We start from the raw sequence: 333 nt of genomic DNA on the forward strand, positions 1-333 counted from the left end.
ATTTTCATAGTTTTAATGCTGGAAAACATTATCACCTCGTTCAACAATTTAATGATCAGACTGATGAAAAAGTAGTACTGACCTATTTATTGTTTGAGCAATTTGCCTATTTACAAGCGATTGATTTTCAATTGAAACGCGCTAAACATTTAGTCAAGTTTGCTTTTAATGAACAAGCCAAAGTCATTGCCGCATTTGTCGATGATCAAGTGGAAGCATTGGCACGTTATGAATATGATCAACAAGGCAATCTGATCAAAGCCATTGATCAAAATGGACATACACGCAGTTATGAGTATAACCATGCCCATCAATTGACCCGTTATACAGATC

At 35.4% G+C, this 333-nt stretch carries 1 protein-coding gene; it reads left to right on the forward strand.

The genetic code is table 11. The features are described from left to right. On the forward strand, nt 1-333 hold a 333-nt coding region (locus tag ACG9ZL_RS21225), incomplete at both ends, for an RHS repeat domain-containing protein (protein ID WP_419361906.1).

This window comes from Acinetobacter legionensis (genome assembly GCF_048551735.1).
Lineage (GTDB): Bacteria > Pseudomonadota > Gammaproteobacteria > Pseudomonadales > Moraxellaceae > Acinetobacter.